Raw genomic sequence first — 18,934 nt, 5'->3', positions numbered from 1 at the left:
GTCCTATTTCATATTTTTTAATCTGTCTTGCAACTCCTTCTTATATCCTTCTTTATCCATGGAACCGATCTCTAAATCTCCAATAATATTTCCTTCACTATCAACAAATAGTGTTGTAGGCACTGCCACTATATTATTTAATAAGCTATTTACAATCTGTTCATCTGGAATAATATTCGTATATTTAACACCTGCTTTTGATAGAATTTTTCTGGCTAATTCTTCATTGTCTGAGTCTGGTGTATCCGAAACAATACCAATCACATTAATCTTATCGCCCTTAACTTCCTCATACAGCCTTTGCAGATCAGGCAGTTCCTCTATACATGGATTGCAAAAGGTAGCCCAGACATTTATCATCGTAAGCTTGCTGTCCTTAAAAATACTGCTGTTTATTTCTTTGTTATCTAGCGTTTTAGTTCTAAATTCAACTTTCTTATATTTGCTTAATTCCTCTTCCTTGGAAACAGGTCTAAATGTATTAATCAAACCTTTAAAAGCTTTAATTTCTCCATGTACTTCTTCATAGGCCTGCTTCGATTTTTCTGTTAAGCCACGGGTGTTTGGCTTATTATTAAATAGTAAGTAAAATTCAAAATTCCCCTCTTTATCTAGTAAATCCTTATTTTCATATTTTGCGAATAGGTCTTTTTGAATTTCGCCTTCTGGCCTGCTTTTATCAAGGGTTACGATGGTACATACTTCTTTAAATTCCCTATATAAATCAATCAGGTTATCTTTTGCTTTTTGGATTTCCAGTTCATTTTTCGCTTCTAATTGCTTTTTCAGTTCCTTATCTAGGTTAATTCCTTTAGCATTCGTTTCATCCGATATGAAAATAATGTCTATCTGTCCTGTTATATTTTCTTCTGGCCCAGATCTATAAATTTCTATATTTTTCCCCTGACTCTCTTTCCATTTATCAGGCAAATTAAATTCAATTCCATTTTCTATAAATTTCACATCTACAGTCCTTGCAGCATCCGTTTTGTTAGTTTGCTTTGAATTTTCTCCTGTAGATTGATTGCACCCAACTAAAGATATTAAAATTGCCCCTAATATTAAAACCGTTAACATTTTTCTTTTCATACTTAATTCCCCCGTAAATCTTTAATTATTTTTCATATAGAAACTCCATCGCTCGGCAACGGATGCCAATCCATCGGGATAGATGGATCATGCACTCTTTATTTATTACTGGTAACGCGGAGATGGGCAGTCCCCTTCTGAGGAAAACCGGAAATAACACAAAAGAACCGTCCCCTTGTGTTTTTTGTGTTTTGCTTCAAATCCCCACCTGGTTACCAAGCGGGGAAATTTAGCAAACATTTCTTTATTTATTTAAAATGGTAACACAAGTAGGGATAATTACCATTTAGGGGAACCCGGAAGAACGGGGGAAGGGAATTCTGGTTTTGCCCCATGCACCCCGAGCAGTGAGTAACTAAAATCTAACAACTATTAGTCCGAGGAGGAATAATAATATATCCCCTGTCCAACGGTACCTATAAAATTATGATTTTCTATCCCTAATATTAATACTTCAGAACTAATAACATATTCATAATCACCGTTTATACTTCCCTTTACTTCAATCCACAAAAATGGTGACTCAACCGATTTTTTTTCAAACGTTAGATACAAATTCACACCATCGGAAAGGCCATTTAAGAGGTCTTTATTCTCTTCATCCATTATCTTATGATTATTTAAAAATATTCTTTGATTATATTTACTAGCGTCTACTGGAGCATCTCCTATTTTTATATAACTCGCATGTCTGACTTTATTGTCAATTATATTCTTAGCCAGACGTACATTTTCCTGCACGTTAGATTGCTTCGAAGCAATCTCAAATGATCGAACAAAATAAAAATAAAAAGAATAACCTAAACTTATTACAATTAAAAGTATAGATAATACAATTAGTAATTCAATTATAGTAAAGCCTTCTTTATTTCTAGAAATATTAGACAGCCTCAAAATAATCAAGCCTTTTTTAATCTATTTATCTATTTTAATAAAAGAATCAAGCTTAACAAAATACTTTCCTTCCTGGTAAAAAACAACAACAGAAATATCATAACCCTGAATCTCTTTTGTTACACCAGCATCATTGACGATTTTTGGGGTATCTTCATCATATTTTTTAAAGCAAAAAACCAATTCCTTTGATCTCGAACTGTCTATAAATAAATCATCACAAGAAACCCATCCATTTATACTTTTCATAGCATCTTCTGGATTATCATCGTTCCAAACCACAGCATACAACTGATCGGTTTTCTCCATTGCTTTAGCAATAGCCTCACTTTTAATCCCTGAATTAGATATACTAAAGAAGTTCCAACCAATGAGACTCGTGAAAGCACCAATGACTATTGATAGTATAGCTAAAGAAACTAATAGTTCAATCAGTGTGAAACCTTTCTGGTATCTTATCAACATATTGTTTATCATGTTATTTAGTTTGACCATTGCCCTCTCACCCGCCAGTTATTGTCAACAAGTTCCTCTTGTACTGTCCCTTTAGTTAGAAGTGAAGGTGGATCTTCTGACCAGATCAGAGAATTAAAGAATCTTGTATCAAGTTCGTTATTCGATAGTATTCTTGGGTTATTCGGGGAGCCACCCCCGCCAAGATCACATTTTCTAACAATAACAGTTCCTTTTGTCCTTCCAGATCCATTACTCATATCTAAATACGCATTAGGAGCATATATTATCCTCGGATAAGGTTCATTATTTGTCCATTCCAAGTAGGAGATATTATTTCCCTTGGAAATTATATCCCCTACGAAACCTACGCATCCTCCTCCTGTTATTTTGGCGGTCTCAACAAAAACTGAACCAACGAACTTCGTGGAACCAGCAGCACTAATATCTTTGCTTCCTTTATAATACATAACCACATTATCAACAGCCCCGCCATCATTAACCTTACTGCTGCCAGTTAAAGTAAAAGTTTCATTCACAATAAATATTAACTTCCCATTATCAGATACGTTTGCTAAGTCTATATTCCCTTGCTCTATACTAAGTTTATTGACACGTACTACTCTTGTGCCTCTTTTCATGTCAATGTATATTCTTCTGCTATCAGTAACTCTTATCTCATCATAGTCTCCCTGCTCAATTTCATAACCCCACTTTAGGTTCGGATCCTCTAACATTGTTACCTTTGTATTGGCATTCGGGGTAGCTATGAAGTTTATTTCACTATGTGGTCCGGTAACCTTGATGGACTGAGGATTGAAATCATAACCTGCCTTGATCGGTGTTATTATAACTGTGCCCATTTGTTTACCAGGATCATTATCATTTCCCGCATAAGAAGCCCATTTTCCATTGTTTGTTATAACGCTTGTTTTTGCTATATTACCTGGTATACTTGGACTGATATAGATTTTTACTCCATCAACCCCAACACCATCAGTTGTATAAACTCTACCCGAGATAGCACCTTGATTCGTTGTCAAGGTACCTTTATAAGGCAAGTCTAATTTCACAGAGGGGTCTGGAAAATCAGGTAAAGGAAATTGCCTAATCTCCCCAAGCTTAAGAATACTACCATCGGGTATATTCTTCTTCTCCGCTCCTCCACCTCCGTAAAATATTACCTTCTTTTTATCTGCATTTGGGCCAATATATAAATCGCCATCCTTTATAAATACTTTGTCATTATTAAACTCAACTGTCTTGGCTACTTCAGTATTGGTAATTACATGACCACTAATTCCGGCACTACCTGTAAATTTTATACCTTCGCTTGAAAACAAAGCCAACGGCTCGCCACTGCCTCCGTCTCCGCCTACACCCCCTGCATTTCCCTTCCTAAGGTTTTCCAATGAAATTACAAAACCCAAATCGTTTGCCGCTATCTGAGCTCCCTCGGCTCCTCCCTGTCTAACTATGCCAATAGATTCAATATAAAAATTATCATTACTGGGATCTTCATCTTCATCCCTCATAATTTTAAACTTTATATTATAATCGTCAGTTGATTGATTTGAAAACGATTCATCGCCAAGCTTACCATATAAATATTCCCCTGTAGGTTGGTAGTCCTCATTCTGATTGATATTTTCCATAATAAGGCCAATAGCAACTTCTACCCCTGATCTAGCGTAATAATAAGCCTGTGCAATATTTTCATCTCGCTCAACACTCATAACATCTTTAGTTCCAACCTGATAAAGTGTTACTCCTAAAACTGTAGCAACAAACACAACTATCATGGTCATTATCATTCCAAAACCCTTCTCAGACTTTATGATTCTAAGCATAGTGACATAATCTCCCTTCAAAGAAACTACCCCGTTTTAATTCAAAAATCAAAAATATTGACATGCCACAAATCATATCCTTAATACTCCAAAAGATCGGGCACTTACCATTCATTCCTTTTCTTTTTTCATTTCATTATATTCACATAAAAGGTTTAGTAATTTAAGTATAGCATTATTTTAAATAACAATATGTTAATTTTGCTAACTTAACTTTCCAACAACAAAATAACCCTGAAGCTTAGGAATAGCCTAGCATCAGCATGACTTAACTATTTGTATTGACAGCTTAGGCTGCTTTAGCACTTGGGGATAAAAGGGATTTTTTTATATATGATGGTAGTTGCTGTAACCCGTCTTTAACCTTTTCCCTAACAGAAGGTGAAATTATTTGCAATAGTATATTAACCTTTTATAATGTCGAATTTTTGGGGGCACTGGGTACCTTTGCCCTTTTTATGTATCGAGTGGAAATTTAGCGAATGGAATTAAAATATTCGCAAATAGTTATTCCTTTAGCAAATCTGCCACTTATAAAAATGTAATAATTGTAAGTAAGGGAGATATTAATCTGGGCGAATGGATAACTCTTACAGGAGTTTTATTCGCCCCATACGGAACAGTTACCTTTGGTGGGGCATCTTTTGAGGGAGTAGTAATAGCAAAAAATGGTTTTTATGTTACTAATGGGGGTTCGAAAGTAGCATTTAAAGGTATAGAGACATACTTTAAAGATCCTAGTGATTATCCATTTTAGTAAATGCATATTATGACATATACTGTAAATAAATTCTTTTGGGTACTATAATATTAGTGGGTAGTCCTTCAGTAATTAGCTAGGCAAGCCTGTTGCCAGTCTGTTTTAATAATTAGTTACCTCAATTTATTATATTGTATAAATATTAAAATAACCCCCTGCCTGGCTTGCACTTGACAGGGGATTATTTATTATGAGGTTTTGTGGCATAAGTCAGGAGCAAAAACTCCCCCGTGCAAGTAAGGTACCTTGCACCTTACTTATGGCAAGGTTTTTAATGTGTAACTACCTGCGGCTATACCACCTTCTTTTGCGGCTGTTATAGTTACCTGTGCCGCATAAGTACTACTTTCCCCATCTGTTCCTGAAACCTCATAGGTTCCGGGGCTAGTTGGCCATTTCTGCAAGTACTTACTTTCTAAGAGTGCCTTAACTTCTGCTTTAGTATCAACACTTGCAGCAGGCTCAGAAGATATTGCAGTCATAATTGCACCGTCAATTGTCCTTAAATTTGCTTGTATTGCGCTTTTCTCCGCTTTTGTTGTAGTATTGTTATACACTGGCACCGCAATAGCTGACAATATACCAATAATCACCACAACCACCATCAATTCCACTAAAGTAAAACCTTTCCTATTCCTCAACACCTTCGCAATCTTCATCATCCAATTCACCCCCTTTCGCAGAACAATTCCTATCACTTATCAGAGTCCTTCTTATCCGCCCCCCCCTGGGTAATTTCCTCCAACTTCATCTCCGTCACCAAATCCTTCAACATCCTAATCTTATCCGGCGTCTCTTCTACCCACAGCACATGAATTGGTTCCGAGCTAGGTCCAAGGTTACGTGAAATATTCATGCTGCCAGAGGAAACACCGCTGATCTCGCTGAGGACATCCCGGGCTGAAACCAAGGCCTGGTGGGCATAATTCCCTTTGGCTGTTAGAATTGGTGCCCTGGTTCGCTTACGTGTACCGTCGATGCTGTTAAGAGCGGTTTTTACTTCGATTTCAATTTTTTTCGGGCAGATTACCATCAATTCATGGCCGTATCTATCACCATCAGTGGAAATGGTGATAACATCCTCAAACCCAAACTTCCCCAAACGAGCCGCAGCATCCGCTGCCACTACGTTAGTTAGTGTATATACAAACCTAGCCTGCTGCTCCTCCAAGGGCTTCTCCTTGACATCTTCCACGTCTACATTGGCAATTAGTTCGTAAACTTTATCCAGGGCCTGGGCTGTGCCTTGGACCCAGATGATTTGGGGGTTGGTGTCTACGAGAATGCTTTTGACCCCTTGTACACCGAGGTCAGCGATCATCTGTTGTACTTTATCGGTGGTAATATAATATGTATCAAATCTGGTTAAGATCATCTGGGTATAAAAATCTTTTTCCAGATCTGCCGGTGTGCCGACAATGAGAATGTTGCCGTTCTGTACATAGGCCAGACCCTGGGCTTGGATAAGCAGCTCGAAGGCTCCCTTGGGGGAGATATTTTGGGCCTGGAAATCGATTGCTGTGGGTTCGGTGCCCAGGAGGATGATATTTACCCCCATTTTCATGGCCAGGGCAGAAAGGATATCCCTTAGGTCTGCTCCTCTGACATCAAGAGAGAATCCTCCTTGAATGACAGTGTCGGTGGCTGCCTCCGTGAAGGTGGGAAGGTCGTTATCCATTGTCTGGGGCAAGGGTGTTCCGTCTGCAAAGGAGTCACTTATATTAGCAGTATAGGAGAAAATTGTTAACATAAAAGTAAGCAATAATGTCTTTTTGATAACATGGATGTGTTTTAGGGGCATACGTCTCACCCTTCTGTTATTTCTATCTGTGAAAATTAACGTCTATGCGGCGGTTCCAGGCACTTAGGGTTCTGGGTTGACACCTGGTATTGATGAGAATATTACTATTCTTGTGGTTCAGTCTTGGTGTCCCGTTCTGGTTCCTGTCCCGATTCCTTTTCCTGATCCTCGGATTTCTGCTTATCTGTATTTAATTTCTCTGTCTTGGTTCTGCCGCCAAATTCCAGGTACATTCTTTCGTCCTTGGACTTTAGCAGCACTAAATCCGGCCTTATTTCCTCCACAAATAACCCCTGGCTTATTTCTGTTCCGGGTTTGGCAATATAGGAGGTGTTGCCCAGCTCAATGATGGCCAGATTGGTTCCCCCGCCGCCGGTCATGATGCCCTTTAACTTCATTTTGCTGGCAAAGGGGTCCTTTATGGTTGTGGTCTGGTCAAGGGTTCTTTTTTCCTGGGGCAGGAAGGTGGACACAGGCAGTTTAGGATCGACAGTTGCCGGTGGGGAAACTGCTGTGGTTTGTCCTGTCTTGCCGGATTTTAGGACGTCCATATTGTACTTAACCAGATAGATACCACCGCACAGAAATACCAGCAGTAAAATTCCCCCCAGGGCAGCCCCTTTGTTTTTCTTGAAGTAGGGGAGAATGTCCTCAACCTTTGTTTCATTCAGCTTCTTCCATATTTGCCGAAAAAATTCTTTATTGATTTCTATGTCTTTCAGGCTTTTCTTCTGCATATATTTCCCCCCGGCCAATGAGCCAAGTTTTAGGTTGTTACATTACTTATTATTGGTGTAAAAGGTACAGGCAGATATCGCAATTTTGATCAAGGGTAAGTCAGGGTCAACCTTGGTGATGTTTATTCCCCTAACCTGAACGGCCCTGGGTCCCCTTTGAAGATCCTTTAAAAAGTAAATTAAGTCCAAATATTGTCCCTCAAGGGTCATATTAAAGGGCATTTCCACGTAATCTTTTTGGCTAGCATATTGGTCAAAGGAAACTTGCACCAGTTGCAGATCATGGCTGCTGGCTTTGATCTGTAAATCACCAATTAGCAAATCTTCCAATGGTTCCTCAGGCATAACCTGTGCCAATTTATCTATTTGTTCCTGCATATCAACTGCTTGGTTCTGAAGCTTTACCAGTGACTGAATTTGTACATTCGTTTGCGACAGGTTTTCCCCTAAGGCTGCGGCCTCCTGTCGGGCCTCGGTCAATGACATTAGCTGATGATGGATAAAGAATAGCATGAGGACACCGGCTATCATTACTAAAAAAATAGAAAGGTAATTTTTTTGTCCCTTTTTTTTCATAATTACTCACCCGCCCTTTGGCCGGCTGACTTTTTATCTTTGGGCTCTGCTAAAGAAGCCCTGATTTCAAAGGTGGTGAATATATCCCCGGCGTTTTCCCTCTCGGCTGTGGACTGTAAGCGAATATCCGTTAGCTGGGGGAACTTTGCCAGTTCCTTAAGCCAATTGGCCACGGCAAAATTATTTAAGGCATAGCCCCGGAGCATCACTTCCCCGTAGGATACCACTTGTTTTTCTTTGCTGGCTACTTGATTTACATTCTCTGGAACCTTGCCCGCCACAGCCTCTGTCACTTGATTCACTTTATTTAACATTTCATTATCCTGGAGTTCATTCTTACCACTGTTTTTACTGAGGTTGGTTGAAAAATCCTCCAGCCAAATATTGGGCGGCAGATATAAGCCAATCCCCTCCAGCAGTGAAGGGTAGTCAGGCGAGGTGCCCATGGCTTTCTTAACACGGTTGTCCACCTGTTCTTTCTTGGCTTGAAGTTCTGCATAGGGTTTGAGGGTGGCTACTTGTTGTTCTAAAAGCATCTTTTGTTGCTGTAACTTCGCAATATCCCTATTAACTTTTTCCTTTGCTATTTGCAGCCCCACCGCTAGACAAATAAACAGCACGAAGATGACTGCGGCTAGCATCATTATTTTTTGCCGCTTTTTTCTTTGCTCTAACTGATACTTTATTTCTGGGGGTAGTAAATTTATCCTAATGTCCATCTACCTATGCCCCCAATCCCCGAAGAGCCAGACCTAGACAAGAAGCGAAGGCCGCATCTAGCTCGGGAAATCCTAGTCCATCACTTAGCAGAGTTTGCTGCAAATTTTCCAAAGGGTCCAACACCTCTACCGTTACCCCCAGTTCCTCTTGCAAGTGTGCCCCGAGTCCGGGAATTAGGGCCCCTCTGCCGCTGAGAATAACCGTTTCCACTGAACCAGCATCGGCCTGGGCTAAATAATAACTAACCGAGGAACGAATTTCATTGGCCAGCGTGGTACTCCAGTCCTCAGCAAGGCTATCGTTATACCCTTCTGAATCAGTATCCCTGACCGCTGCCACCAGGGCACGGGCCGTTAGGTCTTGGTCCGTCAGAGGAAGATTAACCTCACGGGAATAGGTTTGCAGGGAATGGGAGATTATTCTGGCAAAGTGCGGTATCCCTTTATTGATCAGTTGAATGGAGGTAAGACCATTGGCTAGGTCTACCAGAACAACGCTATCTGAAAGCTGCCCTTTGTTCAGGGTTCTTAGTAAGGCAAGGTAGGAAACATCCACCACTTTGGGCTGCAAATTGGCAGCCTCCAGGGTTCTTAGGCTGATATCCAACAAATCTTTTCTCACACCGACCATTAATACTTTTAGCTGGATGTTTTTTCCCTCGATATCTTCACCAAGAAGGGCATAGTCAAAAACCAGTTGGGTATTATCGATGGGAAAATATTCCCCGGCATGGAAGCGCAGCGCCTGGGCCAGTTTTTTGTCTGGTAGTTTGGGGAAGTTCGTATAGCGCATAAAGACACCGTGATTGGTAATGCCCAATACCACTTCGCGACTGCTGATATTAAGCCTTTCCCATAAATCCTTGATGGCCTGGGCCACTGTTTGTACATCAACGACAATGCCATCTACCACAGCCTGGTCTGGCAGATCAATTTGCCCGGCTGTAACCAGTGCGGCGGAGCGCAGGGTTCCCTTTAACTCCACCACCCTAATGGTTCCGGTGTCTATTTCTAAGCCAACTGCATTGGCGGGTTTGAAAAATCTCATAGGATGACCTCTCTTTTTGTCATCAGCCTTCAGCTTTTTTGGTGTTTTTTCGGAAGCCATCTAGGCCATGGGCCTGAGGCATATTCAGCTCACGGCTTAATTAATAGACGTCGATTAGCCCACAGAAGTTACCACGCTAAATATTGGCAGATAAATGGCTATGACGATGGCTCCGATGGTAATGCCCACTATAATCAATAATAGTGGTTCCAGGATGGAGGAGAGGCCTTTGGTCATGGTGGCCACTTCTTCTTCGTAGAAATCAGCCACTCTGCCCAGCAGGGCAGACAGTTGACCCGTTTCCTCACCCACTGCAACCATATTTATGACCATGGGGGGAAAGAATTTGCTTTCCTTCAATGGTGTGGCAATACTCTGCCCTTCTTGAATTCGGGTGCCTGTCAAGCGGATGGCCTCTGTTACCTGCCTGCTGCCGGAGGATGGCCCGGCAGATTCCAGGGCCTGCAAAACCGGGATACCGCCACCAAGCAGTGTCGCCAACATGCGACAGAAGCGGGCAATGGTGGCCTTTTTAAAAAGTTCTCCGAAAATGGGCAGTCGAAATTTAATTTCATCCCAGGTTTTACGGCCTAATTCACTGCCCAAATAGATTTTAATTCCCAGAATGGTCAGGACAAAACCCAGGGCATGAAGATACCAGTAGCTCCGCAGGGAATCACTGAATGCCACCACAATTTTAGTGGGCAGGGGCAATTCCATACCCGGGGGGAACATACCAATAAAAATTGGCACCACAAAAAACATCATGGCGATAACTACTAGAGCTGCGAAGGTTAGAACCACAGAAGGGTAAAAAGTAGCAGCCTTTAAACTATCTTTGAGCAGCTTATCCTTCTCCAGTTGGAGGGATAGCCTGGTTAAAATCTCGTTTAGGGACCCACTCAGTTCCCCGGCTTTGACCATTTCAATGTACATGTCGGAAAAAATATTTTTATGTGAACTTAGGGCCTCGGAAAAACTAATACCGCTCTCCACCTTAGCAGCCACTTCACCGGCACAATTGGCCAGCAAAGGGTTGCTGCTTTGCTCGCTGAGGGTATAAAGGCAACGGGTTAAAGGAATGCCTGCCGAAAGCATGGCTGACAGTTGGCGGCTGAAAAAGGCTAGTTCACCGATTTTAACTTTACGCCTGCCAAAGGAGGTTTTCAGAGCTGACTCCTTTAGTTCTTCCACTTCCAAGGGTGTGTAACCCATCTTATTGAGACGGGAAGCCACAGACCATTGGTCCTCTGCCTCTAATTTTCCTTCAATTAGGTTGCCAAGTTTATCCATTGCTTCGTAGGAATATAAAGGCATTTTTCCACCTGCTTTGTTAATTGGGTTATGTTCGACGGCGCCAGGCCCTTGCTCGCTTGTATGGTTAGCTTGGTTTGCAGGCTTTTTCTACGGCAAAAGCCTGGCACCTAGGTTTTCTGCTTTCTGCTAACAAACTAAAACCCTCTGTTTAGGGCACGTTCTAGTTCGATTTTGTCAACACAGCGTTCGAGGGCCATATTGCGGCTAATTTTTCCTGTTAGGCAAAGGTTGGCCAGGGCTTGATCCATGGTCTGCATACCGCTGTTGCGAGAGGTTTGCATAACCGTGTAAAGTTGGTGTTCCTTCCCTTCGCGAATTAAATTTCTGACGGCGGGGTTGGTGAGTAAAAGTTCCACTGCGATGGTTCTTCCTTTACCGTCTGTCCTGGGCATTAGTTGCTGGGCAACGACCGCCTGCAGGGAGTCTGCCAACTGCTGTCTGATTTGGCTGCGCATGCTGTCAGAAAACACATCGACGATACGATTTACAGCCAGGGTGGCTGTTTGGGTATGCAGGGTTGAAAATACCAGGTGTCCTGTTTCTGCAGCGGTAAGAGCAATGGAGATACTTTCCAGATCACGCATTTCTCCCACTAAAATAACATCCGGATCATGGCGCAGCACATGTCTTAGGGCATTACCAAAGGAATGGGTATCAATGCCCACCTCCCGCTGCTTGACAATGGATTTTTTATGACTGTGCAAAAATTCAATGGGATTTTCGATGGTTACAATATTTAAGCTTCTTTCCTCGTTGATTAAATCAATAATTGAGGCCAGGGTAGTGGATTTACCACTGCCAGTGGGCCCGGTTACCAGCACTAGCCCCCTGGGCAGCCGGGAGAATTCCTTAACCGTTGGCGGCAAACCTAAATCAGCAAGCTTGGGGATATTAATGGCTACCACCCGGAAGTTAACAGCCAGGGTTCCTCTTTGCCACATGATATTGCCGCGGAAACGGCTAATGCCCGGAATAGAGTAAGAAAAATCCAATTCCCATTCCTTCCCCAATTGTTCCCGGTGATGGGGCTGGAGAATAGGGTAAATGATATTTTCGATATCCTTTGGCATCAGTTTGGGTACATCTTCCATCCGTACCAGTTCACCATAAACACGAACTGCCGGCTGGGTTCCCACGTTTAAGTGCAGGTCCGAACCATTCATCCCTACGGTACGTATTAATATTTCATTAATATCCGGTACCTTTCTGTTTTCCATTATACGACCACCCTTAATACTTCTTCCAAAGAAGTAATACCTTGTTTTACCTTTAACAAACCATCTTGTCTCAAAACAACCATACCCTCAGCCAAAGCAGCCTTGGTTATTTCTTTGGCTGAGGCCTTGGCCAGGGCCAGGCGTTGAATTTTCTCGGTAACAAATAATAGTTCGTAGATACCTACTCTGCCACGGAAGCCAGTGTTGCTGCACCTCATACAGCCCTTTGGCTTATATAGGGTAATCCGATCTTCGCCAGCCTCAAAGGGGAAATCAGGAATCTTGGCCAAATCTTCCCTGGCTAACTGAATCTTTTCTTTACAATGGGGACAAAGCACCCTGGCCAAGCGCTGGGCTAAAACACATACGAGGGATGAAGCAATCAGAAAAGGTTCAACGCCCATTTCAGTTAATCGGGTGATGGCACCGGGGGCATCATTGGTATGTAAGGTGGCCAGAACCATATGGCCAGTCATGGCTGATTCAATGGCAATTTTGGCAGTTTCATGATCGCGAACCTCACCCACCATAATAATATCCGGGTCATTTCTCAGGATAGAGCGAAGACCCGAGGCAAAGGTAAGCCCTGCCTGGGGATTAATTTGAATTTGATTAACCCCCTCCATTCGATATTCCACAGGATCTTCAATGGTAATGACATTTTTACTAACCCGATCAAGGGAGTTGAGACTGGCGTATAGAGTGGTGCTTTTGCCGCTGCCGGTGGGGCCTGTTACTAAAATGAAACCATAGGGTAATTTTAGAAGATCGCGGTATTTTTCAAGTATTTTTGTTGCTACACCAAGTTCTTCCAGACTAATCACCCTAGCTGAACCATCCAACAGGCGCATGGTTAACCTTTCACCATAACCAGTTGGTAAGGTAGCCACACGAATATCGATGGGTCTTCCTTCAATTCTAAGGGACATCCGCCCGTCCTGGGGTACCCTGCGATCGGCTATATCCAGATTGGCCATTACTTTAAGGCGGGATACCAGGGTGGCATGCATCTTTACCGGCGGTTCCATAATATCATGCAATACACCATCAATCCTAAAGCGCACCCTCATACGTTTTTCATATCTCTCAATATGGACATCGCTGGCCTTAGCAGCCACAGCCTGGGATAAAATCAGGTTAGCCAACTGCACAGCTGGTTTTTGGTCGTCATCTATGTTTTCTGTAAGTTCTTCAAGCTGTGGCGTTTCTTCTTCTACCTTATTAAATCCCAGGGCTTCCCGGCTGTATTTTTCAATGGCCACATCCAGTTCACTATCCGGAGAAAACACGGGCATAACATCAAGACCTGTTAAGGAACGTATATTATCAATGGCAACAATATCCGTGGGTTTTTGCATGGCCACCAACAGTTTGCCATTATTAAAGCCAATGGGAAATGCTCGGTAGCGTTTCATCGCATCAACTGAAACGGTCGTAATCGCTGCCGGGTCGATGTTGTATTTCTCCAAAGAGACAAAGGGAACCCCTGCCTGCTTGGCGATAATCCTTGCTATATCATCCTCGGAGCAATAACCCAAATGTACCAAAGCCTTGCCTAAAACCCCGGTCTTTTCCGGGTTTTGCCTTTGATATTCCAGGGCATCCTCCAACTGTTTCTGGGTGATAATACCTTCATTAACTAACCATGTTCCTAAAAAACCCCGCGTAAACTTCATAGACCTCTCCTGTTTCCTTTTTATTAACGCAAAAAACGAAACCACCAGTACTTAAACTTAGGTTTCGTTAAATATCCTAAGGCAACCCGGCTGCCATGGACTGGGTCTTTAGGCCCGAAGCTTTGCGTCCTTCACTTTCGCGAAGTATGCCCCTATTATTTAATATACTACAAAGATCTAATGTGTTTTATAATTATTCTCTTTTTGTCAACAATATCCTTTTTAGAATGCTTATAAATAAAAAAATTAGCCAGTTGATGCTTTTCCAATTATTTGTAAAATAGGATTGGTGTGTTAAAATATTGCAAAGCATATTAGGTCTTAAATTTTAAGGCAGGTGAACGAGATGAGGAAGGTCAGCCAGAAGCTGTATACCTATGAAGATTACATGGGATTAAATGGTCAAGAACAGTATGAACTTTTGGAAGGGGAGTTATTTGTGGTACCTTCGCCAAGTGTGAATCATCAAAGGGTGGTAGGACGACTGTACACTATTTTAAATAGTTTTGTCTATGAAAATGGCATTGGGGAAGTTTTTACTGCTCCCACAGATGTGGTATTTGACAATCACAATATACTTCAACCGGATATCCTCTATATTACGAAAGAACGGCTTTCTATTATTAAAAAACTAAATATTCAAGGTGCACCTGATTTAGTCGTAGAGGTACTCTCCCCCTCAACCATTAAGCGTGACCGCTTCGATAAAAGAAGGCTTTATTTTGCCCATGGTGTTAGAGAATATTGGATTGTTGACCCTGATAACCGACTCATTGAAACCTTTACTCAGGGTGACAGTGATTTACAAAAAGCTGGCGTCTTTAGTGAGGAAACCCTTTTAACTTCCACTCTTTTTCCTGGCCTTCAGCTTGAATTAACTAAAATATTTGAAATCATAACACCATGATAAGTAAACTTTTAAGGACGGCCTGAGCCGTCCTTAACGATTCTATATTCTTCTGATCTTCCCAAAGCCTTCATCCAATTTGCGGCTAAGTTTATTATCCTCATCACTGTGGGCTGTGCCGCCTACAACCAGTTCCTTAATGGCCATGGTTGGTTGGGCGTCAGATACAGGGGCCCCTTGGCCGTCTTTGCCGCAGGTGCCAATGGTGAAGCCCAGATCGGAACCAACCCTTTCTACCATGCGCAGAACTTCCGGGCCGTTGCCAGTGAGGGTTGCTCCCCGCACCATTTGGCCGATTTCTCCATCTTTAATTAAATAACCCTCTGCCACATCAAAGACAAAATCCCCGGTGGTGGTATTGACCTGACCACCGCCCATTTTTTTGACCAACAGGCCGCTTTTGTAGTCTTTGATAATTTTCTCTGGGTCCTCTTTGCCTGGGGCAATGTAGGTATTGCCCATGCGGGGAATGGGTTTGTGTTGATAGGATTCCCGGCGGCCATGGCCGTTGGATTCCCGGCCCTCTTTGGCGGCTGTCAGGTGATCATACAGGTAATCGGTCAGGATGCCCTTTTCAATCAGTGTAACTTTCCGGGAGGGCACCCCTTCATCATCAAAGCGGTAGGAACCGTAACGGTTGGTTATGGTGGCATCATCCACCACTGTAACCAATTCATTGGCCACCTGTTGGCCTTTTTTGTTGGTGTAAACAGACAGTTCCCTTTGCTCCAAATCTGCTTCCAGGCCGTGACCACAGGCTTCGTGAACCATGGTGCCGCCAGCTTCCCCGGCCATTACCACAGGCATTTTACCGGAAGGTGCCGGTACTGCCTCAAGCATATTCACTGCACGCTGGGCGGCAACCTGGGCAAATTCCTCGGGGTTATACTGCTCAAACAATTCAAAACCAGCATGACTGCCGATGGCATCATAGCCTGTCTGGATGACATTATTCTCTGAAGCAACCACATTGACAACTAGCCTGGTACGGATTCTTTCATCCTCCACAAAGGTCCCCTCGGTGTTGGCAATGGTTACCTTTTGTACGGTATCGCCGTAGCCAACGATAACCTGCTTAATCTTATCCTTATCCACAGCCCTGGCGGCCCTTTCCACCCTTTTCACTAAATCCACTTTGGTGGTGGTGGGCACACTTTCCGGCCGGGTTTTAATTTCAAAATTAACCAGGGGCTTAATTGAAGTTAAGTCCAGGTTAAGGTCTTTTTTGCTTCCCTTGGCGGCATGACTGACTATTTTGGCCGCCTCCAGTAGACCATCCTTCGTCAGGTCATTGGTATAGGCATAGGCTGTAACCTCCCCGGATAACACCCGAATACCCGCTCCGGCATCCAAGCCAGAATAAACCCGCTCGATTTTGCCAGCCTCCATGCCGATACCAATGCTTTGTTTCTCTTCTATAAAAACATCAGCAAAGTCGCCGCCATTGGACAGGGCAACACCTAAGACCTCTTTTAAACCGTTTTTATCAACCAAACTGGGTCCCTCCTGTAATCCCTATACTTCTTTCTAGTTTCTACCTATTAAATTGAATCTATGTGTACATTTTATATTATATTTCACTAATTGCCAATTAGTTCCTCCAGGGAAGGCTCTCCATTGGGTATGGTCATACCCTCCAGCGGCGAAAGAGGTTCCACACCTTGAAAGGCATTATCCCGGCCGACCTGCCAGCGTTCGGAAAGTTCTTTACCTGCATCTAGAATTCTGGTTCCTTCTTTAACAGAAAAAACAACCAGGTCTAGCTCTGCTGTAATGATGGCTTCTCTTGCCAAAGCACGGACTTCTTTATCCAGGGGACGGAATTCTGCTCTGCGTATTTCCGAAATATTAGGTAAGCTTTCTAGCACCTTAATATAGTTAACAACATCCTGGTAGGTGCCCTGAACCTTTAGGGTAAAGGGCATTTCTAAATAATGCTTTTTATCCACTACCTGCAAAGGTTTGAGATCTTGCAGGTGGGTGTGATTTTGATCGGCCTGCCAATTTAAGTAGGCCAGAGCGTCCCCTTTGTGTAGACGGGTATCAACCAAAGAAATCATTGGCTTAAGTTTATTATCCACTGCCACAGCCAGTTCCCTTTGCTTTTTCTCCTCTGCTAAAACCTTGCTGGCCTTGGCTAACTCTTGCTGAGTACCTTGCAGCCTGGTTTCCAGATCGAAATATTGATTTATTTGTTTTTCCAATACCAGCCTATAAAAACCCAGGCACAGCAGTAAACTAAGGAGGCTTAGGAGCCATATCCTCTCCCTAGGACTGAGCGGTTTTAATTTGGGCCACCAGTTCAAATTTTATCATTCCCCTTTGCCGATCATATTTTGCCTCCACCAATTTGACATTTTGGAAGTGGGGTAGTTGGCTCAGGTTATCCACCAGCACACCCACAGAGCCCATAACCCAACAGGCACCATAAATATACAGTATATTAGGCACCGGCGGGGACGGAGGGGTGTTGATGACCGTTTCCTTTGACTCTTTTGGGGGAATCTCCTGGGCTGTGGTTTTGCCCTGGTTGCCCAGAATAGCTGAGACAAATCCTTCTTCACTGGAAATATTCTCTACCTTCTTTATCTCAATGCCCGTAAGCCAAGTATCCATTGGCAACGCCAGAGGTATCTCACGCAGCAGGTCATACCAGCGCAAAGGATTTTGAGCTAGTTGGGAAAGGGCTAGGAATTGTTCTTCTTTCATTTTGTTGCTGGCTATTAAATTTTGCAGGGACTTCGTTTTTTCCTGAAGCTCAGACAACGCCACTGTTTCCCGATCCACTTGTCTTTGCAGTAGGGTGAGCTTGGTATAAAAAATTCCATAAGCAATGAAAAGCAATAAAAGTAAGAGGCCGGCTAAAGTGGTTAAAAACAGCTTTTTGCCATAATTTGTTGGTTGTTGTGGTTCCAGATAGGGAGGCAAGAGATTTACCTGATACTTCACACGTCTACCTCCCTTAGGGCCAGACCCAAGGGAACTGCGTAGGAAGGATCATAGGGTAAATCTTGGGCCGCTTTTTTACCATAGACCTGCCAACAGGTGGGTATCTCCACCTTAATGGGTATCCCACAGCTATTGCTTAGATATGATTCCACACCCTTTATCTTAGAACCGCCGCCGGTTAGAATGACCCTTTCGATTGTTTCTTCCGCCCTTTGTCCGCAATAGTAGTCTAAGGATCTTTTTAGTTCCAATGCCAGATTATGAATGCCGGCATTGCTGCCAAGGGTAATGCCCCTGAGAAATTTTATCTCCCCCGCTTGCAGCACTAAAACCTGAGAATAGGTTAAACCAATATCAAAAATTGCCAGTATGCTGGGACTGGCAGGTCTGCCAAATAACCGCCAAAGTCCAAAGGCTTGCAAATCAATGGCCTTAAGGGTCAAGCCTGCCATGAAAAAGATGTGGTAATATTGTTCCACCAGGGCCGTGGGAACAGCAATCAACATGATGTTAAGTTGGTCCGTACCTTCCTCCTTTTCCTGGCCTAGCTTTACATAACGCAGAGTCAGGTCTTCCACCGGCAAAGGAATATGCCGCGCAGCCTCGGACTTTACAGTATCCTCTAAATCCCGCTCCTCCATAAATGGTATTTTAATTTGCCTGGTAATCACCCTGGCACCCGATATGGCTGTGATTACCTCCTTGCCTTTAACACCTGCCAATTCGGTTAAGCTGGCAAGGACCTGGGCTATTGCCTCCTCAGCTAACGTACCTTCTCTGGGGGGAGGCGTTGCTATACTGGCATATTTATGAATCCGGGGAACACCTCTACTCATTCTTAGCTCAATGAGCTTTATTTCATAGGTTCCGATATCCACTGCCCTTAGGCAAGGGCTTTGTTTAAAAAGATGCCGGAAAAATATCTTCACTTTTATATACTC

The 18,934-nt window shown here is 43.0% G+C and carries 18 protein-coding genes, 1 pseudogene and 1 riboswitch; of the genes and pseudogenes, 1 reads left to right on the top strand and 18 read right to left on the bottom strand.

Annotation, left to right across the window (positions count from 1 at the left end):
• Window positions 1-3 precede the first annotated feature (3 nt).
• From AC1U9Z_RS10050 to AC1U9Z_RS09985, 14 genes and pseudogenes are all read right to left on the bottom strand, one after another.
• A complete protein-coding gene (locus tag AC1U9Z_RS10050; RefSeq protein WP_479957319.1) occupies window positions 4-1,089 on the bottom strand; it encodes a TlpA family protein disulfide reductase in 1,086 nt (361 codons plus the stop codon).
• A 372-nt stretch (window positions 1,090-1,461) separates the two neighbouring features.
• The gene (locus AC1U9Z_RS10045; RefSeq protein WP_479957343.1) at window positions 1,462-1,830 is read right to left on the bottom strand and encodes a hypothetical protein; all 369 of its coding nucleotides are present in this window, start codon (window positions 1,828-1,830) and stop codon (window positions 1,462-1,464) included.
• Between the two features lie 60 nt (window positions 1,831-1,890).
• Window positions 1,891-1,983, bottom strand: a pseudogene (locus AC1U9Z_RS10040) (prepilin-type N-terminal cleavage/methylation domain-containing protein); the annotation flags it as partial.
• A gap of 21 nt (window positions 1,984-2,004) precedes the next feature.
• Window positions 2,005-2,478 (bottom strand): type IV pilus modification PilV family protein, encoded by a 474-nt coding sequence (locus AC1U9Z_RS10035; protein ID WP_479957318.1) that lies wholly within the window; start codon window positions 2,476-2,478, stop codon window positions 2,005-2,007.
• Window positions 2,466-4,307, bottom strand: a complete 1,842-nt coding sequence (locus AC1U9Z_RS10030) for a hypothetical protein (protein ID WP_479957317.1) — start codon at window positions 4,305-4,307, stop codon at window positions 2,466-2,468. The genes AC1U9Z_RS10035 and AC1U9Z_RS10030 overlap by 13 nt, the downstream gene beginning before the upstream one ends.
• Window positions 4,308-5,303: 996 nt before the next feature.
• Entirely contained in the window at window positions 5,304-5,708 is a 405-nt protein-coding gene (locus AC1U9Z_RS10025) for a type II secretion system protein (RefSeq protein ID WP_479957316.1), read from the bottom strand.
• A gap of 32 nt (window positions 5,709-5,740) precedes the next feature.
• Complete coding sequence (locus AC1U9Z_RS10020) at window positions 5,741-6,847, bottom strand: hypothetical protein (RefSeq protein ID WP_479957315.1); 1,107 nt, start codon at window positions 6,845-6,847, stop codon at window positions 5,741-5,743.
• A gap of 104 nt (window positions 6,848-6,951) precedes the next feature.
• Complete coding sequence (locus AC1U9Z_RS10015) at window positions 6,952-7,584, bottom strand: hypothetical protein (protein WP_479957314.1); 633 nt, start codon at window positions 7,582-7,584, stop codon at window positions 6,952-6,954.
• 42 nt (window positions 7,585-7,626) lie between these two features.
• On the bottom strand, window positions 7,627-8,160 hold the full coding sequence (locus tag AC1U9Z_RS10010; protein ID WP_333531273.1) for a type IV pilus inner membrane component PilO: 534 nt from the start codon (window positions 8,158-8,160) through the stop codon (window positions 7,627-7,629).
• Window positions 8,161-8,162: 2 nt separating this feature from the next.
• A complete protein-coding gene (locus tag AC1U9Z_RS10005; RefSeq protein ID WP_479957313.1) occupies window positions 8,163-8,879 on the bottom strand; it encodes a PilN domain-containing protein in 717 nt (238 codons plus the stop codon).
• A gap of 4 nt (window positions 8,880-8,883) precedes the next feature.
• Window positions 8,884-9,927, bottom strand: coding sequence for a type IV pilus biogenesis protein PilM (pilM, locus tag AC1U9Z_RS10000; RefSeq protein ID WP_479957312.1), 1,044 nt, complete (start codon window positions 9,925-9,927; stop codon window positions 8,884-8,886).
• 114 nt (window positions 9,928-10,041) lie between these two features.
• A complete protein-coding gene (locus tag AC1U9Z_RS09995) occupies window positions 10,042-11,244 on the bottom strand; it encodes a type II secretion system F family protein (protein ID WP_479957311.1) in 1,203 nt (400 codons plus the stop codon).
• Window positions 11,245-11,378: 134 nt separating this feature from the next.
• On the bottom strand, window positions 11,379-12,461 hold the full coding sequence (locus AC1U9Z_RS09990; RefSeq protein WP_479957310.1) for a type IV pilus twitching motility protein PilT: 1,083 nt from the start codon (window positions 12,459-12,461) through the stop codon (window positions 11,379-11,381).
• On the bottom strand, window positions 12,461-14,137 hold the full coding sequence (locus AC1U9Z_RS09985) for a GspE/PulE family protein (RefSeq protein ID WP_479957309.1): 1,677 nt from the start codon (window positions 14,135-14,137) through the stop codon (window positions 12,461-12,463). The genes AC1U9Z_RS09990 and AC1U9Z_RS09985 overlap by 1 nt, the downstream gene beginning before the upstream one ends.
• Window positions 14,138-14,214: 77 nt before the next feature.
• Window positions 14,215-14,298, bottom strand: a riboswitch (cyclic di-GMP riboswitch).
• Between the two features lie 185 nt (window positions 14,299-14,483).
• Here AC1U9Z_RS09985 and AC1U9Z_RS09980 point away from each other — a divergent pair.
• Window positions 14,484-15,044, top strand: coding sequence for a Uma2 family endonuclease (locus AC1U9Z_RS09980; protein WP_333531267.1), 561 nt, complete (start codon window positions 14,484-14,486; stop codon window positions 15,042-15,044).
• Window positions 15,045-15,086: 42 nt separating this feature from the next.
• Here the strand turns inward: AC1U9Z_RS09980 and AC1U9Z_RS09975 are convergent, their stop codons facing one another.
• The 4 genes from AC1U9Z_RS09975 to pilM (AC1U9Z_RS09960) form a co-directional block, all read right to left on the bottom strand.
• Window positions 15,087-16,538 (bottom strand): TldD/PmbA family protein, encoded by a 1,452-nt coding sequence (locus AC1U9Z_RS09975; protein WP_479957308.1) that lies wholly within the window; start codon window positions 16,536-16,538, stop codon window positions 15,087-15,089.
• Window positions 16,539-16,624: 86 nt separating this feature from the next.
• A complete protein-coding gene (gene pilO / locus AC1U9Z_RS09970) occupies window positions 16,625-17,248 on the bottom strand; it encodes a type 4a pilus biogenesis protein PilO (protein WP_479957307.1) in 624 nt (207 codons plus the stop codon).
• Window positions 17,249-17,312: 64 nt separating this feature from the next.
• Window positions 17,313-17,993, bottom strand: coding sequence for a hypothetical protein (locus AC1U9Z_RS09965; RefSeq protein WP_479957306.1), 681 nt, complete (start codon window positions 17,991-17,993; stop codon window positions 17,313-17,315).
• A complete protein-coding gene (gene pilM, locus AC1U9Z_RS09960; protein ID WP_479957305.1) occupies window positions 17,990-18,922 on the bottom strand; it encodes a type IV pilus biogenesis protein PilM in 933 nt (310 codons plus the stop codon). The genes AC1U9Z_RS09965 and pilM (AC1U9Z_RS09960) overlap by 4 nt, the downstream gene beginning before the upstream one ends.
• Window positions 18,923-18,934 lie beyond the last annotated feature (12 nt).

The sequence above is a fragment of the Desulfotomaculum sp. genome, assembly GCF_982386235.1.
The sequence above is the reverse complement of the archived record's forward strand: the minus strand, read 5'-3'. Positions and strand labels throughout refer to the sequence as shown.

Excerpts from the sequence above, each read along its gene's own strand:
- AC1U9Z_RS10015 (WP_479957314.1), bottom strand. The coding sequence starts at position 7,584 with ATGCAGAAGAAAAGCCTGAAAGACATAGAAATCAATAAAGAATTTTTT.
- AC1U9Z_RS10050 (WP_479957319.1), bottom strand. The coding sequence starts at position 1,089 with ATGAAAAGAAAAATGTTAACGGTTTTAATATTAGGGGCAATTTTAATA.
- pilM (WP_479957312.1), bottom strand. The coding sequence starts at position 9,927 with ATGAGATTTTTCAAACCCGCCAATGCAGTTGGCTTAGAAATAGACACC.
- AC1U9Z_RS10025 (WP_479957316.1), bottom strand. The coding sequence starts at position 5,708 with ATGATGAAGATTGCGAAGGTGTTGAGGAATAGGAAAGGTTTTACTTTA.
- AC1U9Z_RS09985 (WP_479957309.1), bottom strand. The coding sequence starts at position 14,137 with ATGAAGTTTACGCGGGGTTTTTTAGGAACATGGTTAGTTAATGAAGGT.
- AC1U9Z_RS09980 (WP_333531267.1), top strand. The coding sequence starts at position 14,484 with ATGAGGAAGGTCAGCCAGAAGCTGTATACCTATGAAGATTACATGGGA.
- AC1U9Z_RS10035 (WP_479957318.1), bottom strand. The coding sequence starts at position 2,478 with ATGGTCAAACTAAATAACATGATAAACAATATGTTGATAAGATACCAG.
- AC1U9Z_RS09995 (WP_479957311.1), bottom strand. The coding sequence starts at position 11,244 with ATGCCTTTATATTCCTACGAAGCAATGGATAAACTTGGCAACCTAATT.
- AC1U9Z_RS09990 (WP_479957310.1), bottom strand. The coding sequence starts at position 12,461 with ATGGAAAACAGAAAGGTACCGGATATTAATGAAATATTAATACGTACC.
- AC1U9Z_RS10010 (WP_333531273.1), bottom strand. The coding sequence starts at position 8,160 with ATGAAAAAAAAGGGACAAAAAAATTACCTTTCTATTTTTTTAGTAATG.
- AC1U9Z_RS10005 (WP_479957313.1), bottom strand. The coding sequence starts at position 8,879 with ATGGACATTAGGATAAATTTACTACCCCCAGAAATAAAGTATCAGTTA.
- AC1U9Z_RS10020 (WP_479957315.1), bottom strand. The coding sequence starts at position 6,847 with ATGCCCCTAAAACACATCCATGTTATCAAAAAGACATTATTGCTTACT.